The sequence below is a fragment of the Thioalkalivibrio sp. ALE23 genome (genome assembly GCF_000378545.1).
Lineage (GTDB): Bacteria > Pseudomonadota > Gammaproteobacteria > Ectothiorhodospirales > Ectothiorhodospiraceae > Thioalkalivibrio.
Window position 1 is genome coordinate 1 of record NZ_KB900051.1, and the last position, 7,649, is coordinate 7,649.

The following is a 7,649-nucleotide window of genomic DNA, read 5'->3' on the forward strand; positions in this document are numbered from 1 at the left end:
GCTCCGTCGATCTGGGAGAGCGCCCCGGCCTCGTCGATGTTGACCCAGACGCCGGCATCGGCGCCGACGCCATCGGCGTTGAAGCGAACGGTGTTGTCTTCGCCGATGTTGAAGCCGCCTTCCCAGTCGATGGTCACGGCGCCATCCTGACCCAGCGCCTCGCCGCCGAGTTCATCGGCGAAGACATCGAGCACGGAGCCATCGACTTCGATGGTGCCGTCCGACCCGTTGATGAACACGCCGTCCGCGGGGAGATCCGCCTGGGCGGTCCCGCTGAGGGCGAGAAGCACACCCACCGCGAGCGGACTCCACCGGAGCGTCGGGCGATCGCCGTGGGTGCCAGCGGTGGAACCGTTTACTCGCCCGCCGGACTTCGTCCGCCGGGCCAGTTCCGACACCGCCATCCAGGTCCCGGTGTGTTCGTTGAAGATCGTTTTGAAAATGCGGTTCATGGGGATACTCCTTGCTCCCTGAGCGGTTGGTTACCAGCGCGCGATCAGATGAAAGTTCGCGCGGCCCGTGCCTTCGTCGGTTTCGATGTTGCGGTCGTTGGTGACCCACGCGTAGCCGAGTTCGCCGGAGACGTGATCGGTCAGGCGAATGTTCAGGCCGGCCTCGACGCTCTGGATCGACTTGCGATCGCCGACTTCGGGGCGTCCGGTCGATGCGTTGTAGCCCACGAACGGCCGGGCCTGGAACGTATCGCCACCCAGACGGGGAGACGCCATGCGGAAACCGGCGTATTGCCCGTCGGTTACCGAGGCGACGCCCTGGCGGTAGCCGTTGCCACGATGCTGACCGCCGATGGTGAAGTCCCGAATGTTGGGGAGGGTGCCGTTGTTTTCCTGAAATCCGGCACGCAGGGAGAACAGCCATTCGTTGAGCGGCTGGGCGAGTTCGACGTCACCGGTCAATCGGGTCCAGCTGTTGTCGGGATCGCGTCCGAGGCCGAAACCGCTGGTTCGGGTGTCGAGCCCCTGCTCAAGACTGGCATTCCAGACCAGAGAAAGCGGCGCGTCCGCCGGGGTGTCGATGGAATGCCGCATTTCCATACCGGCTTCGAGCGAAGTGGTCCTCTGTTCGCCATCGAGTTCCACCAGACCGATATTGGAAACCTGGCGGAACGTGTTGACCTGGGCATAGGGTTCCCAGTTGCCCTGCGGCAGACGGTAGCCCAGCGAACCCCGATACACCTCGGAGTTCAGGTCGAAGAGAGTGAGGTCCCCGCCCTGCTTCGATTCCGAGTAACCGAGTTCCGCCCAGAAAACGCCAACGGGGGTGGGATGCTCGCCCTTCAGGGAGATCGCGTCGTAACGACCGTCCTCCGCGTCGCTGGGCGTCAGGAATTCCAGCCCTCGCGAATAGGATCCGCTCCAGTTGGTGTTCAGTGCGGACTGCTGGAACAGTACGGTGGCGACGTTTTCGCCCGTATGGCGCCCGCCGTAGCTGGAAACCATCGCGCCGATGAAGTCACGGTCGGTCTCCTCCACCTCGGCTCGAACCGGGATCTCGCCGTCTTCAACCGCGCCATAATCGATGGACGGTTCGCCTCCGCGGGCTCGGGCCGCTTCATCCATCAGGGGCAGATTCCCCTCCGTTCGGGAAAGGTCCTCACCGAGATAGGCCTTGAGCGGACCTTCCGCGACATGATCGGCCTCGAGGATGTGGATCTGCCGCGCGTCGGCGTCCGCATCCGCGTAGAGATGGGGGTAACCCTCTTCCTGGAGCTGCTCCAGAATGCGGGTGAGTTCTTCTCTCGGATCGGCTTCATCGATGGATCGTGGGTAGTCGCCCAGTTCCATGTGATCCGGGTAATCCACCGACCAGCTGATCTCGTCGGCAACGGCCGGCGAAAGCCCAAGGGACAGGCCGAGTGCAACAGCCAGCGGAGTGCGTTTCCATTGGTTCGGGTTTAGGTTCATGTGAACTCCTTTTCGCTTTGGTATTTCGGTTAAACCTTGGGGGCTTTGGCTCCGGGGAGATGCGTGCCGACGTAGCCGACCAGGATCCGGTCTTCGTCGGTGTCGTATTCGAAGTAGAGACGGTGGCTGTAATCCACGCTGAGGTGCGCGAACATTTCCCGAACCTGCTCACCGTCGCTGAAGCGTCGGTGTTTGCGATATTTCTCGTGGTTGCGCACCGTCTCGGATTCGTTGAAGGCGAGATCCCCGGGGAGAGACTGGATGACATCGTGATGCCGGACGCCCGGCGTTCGCATCAGGTCCAGACCTCGGGTGATCAATGGGTGCAGCTTGTTGATCAGGGTTCTTCCCTCAAGTCCCTCCGCGCGTTCCCGGGCGCTTTCCAGCCCGCCATCGAGGACCCGAAGACGATCCGGGTACAGGGCCTGCAGGAATTCGAGCGCCTGGATGGCGCGGCCATGCTCGACCCAGTGCTCGAACGCGGACTGGAGGGTGCCGGGGTCGGTCGTCTCCTGCCCCTGGTTGTCCAGCCGACTCCGAAGGGACAGGTTTTCGGACTCCAGACGGGCGACCCTTTGGCGGGCTTCTTCGAGTTCCTGCATCACGAGGGTCAGGTCCTGTTCGTTTGCCCCGCCCTGCCCGTTCGATTGGGACCCGCTGGCGGCGTCGGCTCCGTTCGCCGCCTCGCCTCCCGGGAGAGCCTTCCCTTCCGAGGCGGTTGCCGCATCCACGCGCCCGTCGTGGAGTGGATTGGGGGGCAGCACCCCGGGGTCGGCCAGGAAATCGCTCCAGCGTTCGACGAAGGCATTGATGGAGGCGTCCACCTCTTCCATCCGCTGCATGCGCTGTTTCCAGGGGCCGTCGAACGCTTCGGCTTCCGCGATTTCCTCGTGCATCGAATCGAGTTCGCTGAGGAACTGTGAGACCTGGCCATGGAACTCCATCAGTGCGCTTCGGTGCGATTCGATCGTTTCCCGGTCATGCCGATTGGCATCGAGGCGGCTGACCCGCATGCGCCAGGATTCATGCAAGCCCTGCACGGACTGGATCGAAACGCGGTCCGTGATTTCCGAGAGTTGCTGGTGGAGTGTTTCCCAGCCGGGCGCTGGCGGTTCCTGCGTGATGTATTCCATCCACTCGATGGCTTCCTCCTGCTGGTGGATGGCAATCCTCTCCACGTTCAACAGCGCATCGTGGAGGTAGGTGCGCAGCGTATCGGCATCGGCCATGGGCTCGGCCACCAGACGCTGGATCTGCAGATGAAACATCGGGACCGGGACGGGCACATCCATGGCCTTCGCCATGGGCAGTATTCGGTCGCGCAGGGAGGCGCCTTGCTCCTCGCCGTACCAGTGTTCCAGCAGTTCCGGCACGGCCCGGATGGCGGTCATCAGGAAGGTGCCGGAATGGAGGATGCTTCCCACGGCGTACACCGCCAGCGCCAGCTGTTCACGTTCGGCTTCGGTCAGGCTGTCCCAGTGCGTGAGATCCGAGGGGATGGTCTGGGCCTGGTGAAGCGTGCGCAGATCGGGCGTTGAAGTGACCAGCGCGGGTTGCGGGTCTTCAGCACGAGTGGACAGATGCCGGGCGAACAACGCCGTATTGTAGATCGGTAGCAGGTGATCGAACGATGGAATCCGCAGGCGGTGATCGAATGCGCGCGGTTCCGGAGCCGCACCGGATACGCGATCCGAGGGGCGGGCCTGAACCCATTTGCGGATCCAGCGGTATTCAAGGATCGGGGGCGGTGTTTCCCCTTCCGGGGTTTCGGCATAAAGGCGCCGGAGTTCATCCCGGCCGACTTTGACCCCATAGACCGATGACAGGGTGGCATCGGTATGTTTGGTGGGATTGAAGGATCGGGGGAATGGGCTGCCGCTGACCCGGTTGAGGATGCGCCGGAGTTCATTGTTCCCCACACTTTCGCGCAGGCGGCGAATCAATCGGTCGGCATCCTTCCCCAGCATCTGTGCCAGCTTGCGGCCGCGCCCTTGCGCCGAGATGGGGTGTGTGCCGAAAGCCCGTGGCATTTCCGGCAGCTCCGTCAGCAGCACATCCTCGACCCATGAGGGCACGAATTCGACGCCCGGCTTCTGGAGATCGCCGGGTGTCGGTGCGCTTTCGGTGTGTATGGTGTCGCTGGAGGCATCCTGCGGATTCGAGAGCATGAACAGTTCCCTTGTTCGCCCGTTGGTGTGTCGGGGTCAGTGGCTGGAGGTATCGTCCATTGGCTGCGTTCGGCACGCGCGCACGGCGAACAGGCGCTGCAGGCGATCCTGCACCCAGAGCCCCGCGCGGCGGCCGAAGATGTGGCCGGCGATGTAGGTCGTGACGAAGATGACCAGGCAGATCATGTCCGTGGCCTTTACCGGCCGAGCCGGGCGTCGATGGCCCGGAGTTCAGCCCGAATGCGCTCTTTCTCTTCCTGGCGCTCGGATTCGGACAGCTGGCGGGGGTGCGCCGCCCGTTCGCCGCCGCGGGCCGCCATGAAGTCCGCGCGATCCTCGGACGGACGCAGCGTTCCGGTCTCGCCGATTTCCATCGCCAGTTCTTCCGGGTCCTGGGAAGGCACCGGCTGGACGTTGATGATCGGGTCATGGGCATCGACCCCGTCGATCGGGCGACTCTGGCCCTGGGCCACGGTCTCGGGCGGGGCCTGTTTCGTCAGCGAGGCCCAGCTGCCGGCGCGCACCTCTTCGATCCCCGGAAGCTCGATGTTGGTCCCCAGCATCAGATCGTCGGGGTTGCCGTCACGGAAGGCGTGCGGGTTGTGCCGCACGATGGCCGCCGCGATGTCGTAGAGGTTGGCCGTTTCCGGGTCGTAGTGCTCCCGGGCGATGTCCAGCACGGTGTCGCCGCGGTCGATGGGTCCGTAGGTCAGCAGGCCATCCGGGTCCGGCGGTTCACGGTTCGGGTCGTGGATCGCGTCTTCGGGGGTGGCGACATTGCGGTCCACCCGGCCGGTGGGGACCGGCTCCGGGATCGGCTCGATGGGATCGGCCTGCTGCACGGCTGCCTCCGCCAGCTTGCGGACCTCGATGGGCTGACAGGTCATGTTGCCATCCACCCGCTCGCACTCCATGTACATTTCCCCGGACGGTGCGGCGTGTGTCAGTCGTTCACCGGTATCGGGGGCCACGGGCTCGAACTGGACCCTTTCAGGGCCGTAAGGCACGGGCGGGGTGTCGGTGGGCTCCTGCTGGGGCGTCGGCGCGTGCGGCGGCTTCGGTTCGCCGGGACCATGGGGATGCGGCTGGGGCAGGGTGTGCCCGGGTCCGTCCCGGCGTGGCGCGGTGCGCGGGTCCGGGGCATCGGGACGTGGCTGGGCGCTCTCCGGCCGGCCGCGCTGATGCGGCGGAATGATCGGTTCCGGTGCCGAGGCCGTCATGTCCGGGGCCTCGCCCGCGGCCCCCTTCGGCGGGTGGCGATCCTGACCGTCCTGGTCCACGGGCAGCGGGGCCGGCGTCGCGACCGTTTCGCCCTCCCCGTTCCGTTCGGCATCGAGATCCAGATCGTGTTCGTCCGCCAGCTCGCCCAGCGGGACGTGATCCTTTTCGCCTTCCGGGATCGGGTCGTAGCCCAGGGTGTCGCGGATACGCGCGCGTTCGCCGGGGGATAGATCCTCGACCGCCATTGTCGCGTCCATCACTACATGGCGTTCGCTTTGCTCGAGCAGGCTTTGCTGGCGTTCGTCGTGGCCGACGGCGTAGCCGGCGGAGAACGCGAACATGATGCTCAGGGAAATGGTGGTGAGCTGGAACGGCAGGGTGCCGGCCATCTCGCGCAGGTTCATGCGTTGGGGATGCGGGTTGTGCTCCATGGCGTTCAGTCCTTTGCTTGCCTCGCCCCGATCCGGCGGGTCGAGTTATCCACATTTTCTGTGGAAAACCGGGGGTCAAACCCCGGGTTTTCCAGTTGAGCCAGTCACTTAGGTCACTGGTTAATTTTTGCTCACTTCGGTCCGGCGCTGTTCGGCGATTTCGTCGCGCAGGATCTCCACTTCGTCGCCGGCTTCGAACCGCAGACGCGCCTGGCGGCCGTTGGTGGACACCAGTGTAACGTGAATGAGGGTATTACCAACCCAGAGCTGGACGCCTTCGCCTTCGCGGCGCCCGAGGACCAGGCCGCTCGGTTTTTCATCGGGATAAGACAAAACATGACCTCCAAGTGTCATCGTAAGGACGCGCCCGCGCGGTCCGCTGGTGTTCACTGTTCATTTTACGGTTACGTCCGAACCCCCCGCAATCATCCGGGCACCCACAGGCGCAAAAAACCGGATGATATTCACCGATTCACGCCTGCGGCCGGCCGATATGAATGGGCGTATGCGGGATGGCCGGTTCCGGGGCGATGGACCGATCGCTGCGTGGAGCGTGCGGACGGTCCTGACGTTCTTTCGGGACCCGGTATTCCGGTGGCGCCTCGCCCGGTTCCATCGGAAACAGGAACGGGGAATGCGCGGGTTTCGCGCACCGGGTCCCGTCCGGCCACACCAGGTTCGCCCGCAGGTGGCGTTCCGGCGGATAGGCCTGATACAGCGCGTAGGGTTTCAGCGCCGCCAGCTGTTCCAGTGCGAATTCCCGATCCTGCTCGTCCTGGAAGGTGGCCTCGATGATTTCGCGGGCCTGGTCCATGGACAGTTTGCGGATGGAGCGATGGGATCGTGCCCAGGTAAAACCGACCCGTCGCGGTTTTTCATCGAGCACCAGCACATGGCGGTAGGTCTGGCGCAGGCTGACCCGCACCTCCCCCGCTTCGCGCAGGATGTCCATCGCCCGGCTGCGCGCCCCGTGGTTGCCGTAGTGCGGGCGCAGGTCGAGGACGTGCTGTTCCAGCCGGTCCTTGAGCGCGTTGATCTCCCGACCCAGTTCCACGGCGGATTCGCTTACCCCGATCAGTCCGGTCAGCGTCTGGGTCAGGCTGTCTTCCCCGAACGTCACCGAGGTCGTCATCGAGGCCAGCGCCTCCAGGTTCATGTCATCCGCGGACCAGTAAAAACGCTCTTTGGCATCCCGCTGGATCGCCACGCGCAGCCGGGCCCGCAGACGCAAAAGACCCGCAAAGTCCGTCGCCAGTTTTTCTTCAATCCGGGCGGTTTCCGACATCCCGCACCTCCATCGCCATGTCCCTGATCGGACCCGATAATTATACCATAGTTCACAGTTCCCCCGGGACGCCAGAACCCCACCCCGGGCGGCCCCTTCCGGGCGCGCCTTTCTTTCCTTTTCTTTTCTCACCTTTCCTGTCACTTCCTGTGACGGGGCGGTGCGGGTCACCCCCTCAAGAAAGGGAGAAAAAGGGAGGGAAAGGGGGCGTTCGGGCGGAGCAAAAGCGGTTCGGCAAGGGAGGATGGGGCCCACAATGAACTATGGTATAATTTGAGTGTTGAATTCGGGGTGGTCTGGCGCGCGGCCGATCAGGGGTGGTAAGGTTCCTTCAGCTCCAATCGGGTGCGCGGACAAGCCGCAGGCCCTGGAAAGCCGAAAAGGAATTCGCGTGATGGTGGTGATTGACGGTCTCGGAAAACACTTCGTGATGTTTCAGCCGGTGGTGGGACTGCCGGCGAAGGAAGAACAGGTCGAATACTGGGAGGTTCTTTCCAGGGCAACGACCCCGCAGGGCGGCCTGGTGCAGATGGAGGATCTGCTGGGTACGCCCGCCCGTGTGCTGCAGGTGGATTGTGAAACGCTGCGGACGGTCATCCGGCAGATCATGCGCGATGACAGT

The 7,649-nt window shown here is 64.1% G+C and carries 8 protein-coding genes; 1 reads left to right on the forward strand and 7 read right to left on the reverse strand.

The features are described 5' to 3' along the window. The 7 genes from F573_RS14410 to F573_RS0113400 all read right to left on the reverse strand — a co-directional run. Positions 1-452, reverse strand: a 452-nt coding sequence (locus F573_RS14410) for an ESPR domain-containing protein (protein ID WP_038033493.1), incomplete at its 3' end; no start/stop codon positions are given. A 30-nt stretch (positions 453-482) separates the two neighbouring features. Then, on the reverse strand, positions 483-1,922 hold the full coding sequence (locus F573_RS0113375) for a ShlB/FhaC/HecB family hemolysin secretion/activation protein (RefSeq protein ID WP_019023009.1): 1,440 nt from the start codon (positions 1,920-1,922) through the stop codon (positions 483-485). Between the two features lie 29 nt (positions 1,923-1,951). Next, a complete protein-coding gene (locus F573_RS0113380; protein ID WP_019023010.1) occupies positions 1,952-4,090 on the reverse strand; it encodes a hypothetical protein in 2,139 nt (712 codons plus the stop codon). 36 nt (positions 4,091-4,126) lie between these two features. Continuing rightward, the gene (locus F573_RS15135) at positions 4,127-4,276 is read right to left on the reverse strand and encodes a hypothetical protein (protein WP_019023011.1); all 150 of its coding nucleotides are present in this window, start codon (positions 4,274-4,276) and stop codon (positions 4,127-4,129) included. Positions 4,277-4,287: 11 nt separating this feature from the next. Beyond that, on the reverse strand, positions 4,288-5,742 hold the full coding sequence (locus F573_RS14660) for a hypothetical protein (RefSeq protein WP_051075393.1): 1,455 nt from the start codon (positions 5,740-5,742) through the stop codon (positions 4,288-4,290). Positions 5,743-5,862: 120 nt separating this feature from the next. Beyond that, on the reverse strand, positions 5,863-6,075 hold the full coding sequence (locus tag F573_RS0113395) for a carbon storage regulator (protein ID WP_019023012.1): 213 nt from the start codon (positions 6,073-6,075) through the stop codon (positions 5,863-5,865). Positions 6,076-6,214: 139 nt separating this feature from the next. Continuing rightward, positions 6,215-7,027 carry a hypothetical protein gene (locus F573_RS0113400; protein ID WP_019023013.1) on the reverse strand — a complete coding sequence of 271 codons (813 nt, stop codon included), beginning with the start codon at positions 7,025-7,027 and terminating at the stop codon, positions 6,215-6,217. A 391-nt stretch (positions 7,028-7,418) separates the two neighbouring features. Between F573_RS0113400 and F573_RS0113405 the strand changes: the two genes are divergently transcribed. After that, positions 7,419-7,649: EAL domain-containing protein (locus tag F573_RS0113405; protein WP_155986679.1), on the forward strand; the 231-nt coding region annotated here is incomplete at its 3' end.

Bases quoted from the DNA above. Each gene is read 5' to 3' on its own strand.
- F573_RS0113375 (WP_019023009.1), bottom strand. From the start codon at position 1,922: ATGAACCTAAACCCGAACCAATGGAAACGCACTCCGCTGGCTGTTGCA.
- F573_RS0113380 (WP_019023010.1), bottom strand. From the start codon at position 4,090: ATGCTCTCGAATCCGCAGGATGCCTCCAGCGACACCATACACACCGAA.
- F573_RS15135 (WP_019023011.1), bottom strand. From the start codon at position 4,276: ATGATCTGCCTGGTCATCTTCGTCACGACCTACATCGCCGGCCACATC.
- F573_RS14660 (WP_051075393.1), bottom strand. From the start codon at position 5,742: ATGGAGCACAACCCGCATCCCCAACGCATGAACCTGCGCGAGATGGCC.
- F573_RS0113400 (WP_019023013.1), bottom strand. From the start codon at position 7,027: ATGTCGGAAACCGCCCGGATTGAAGAAAAACTGGCGACGGACTTTGCG.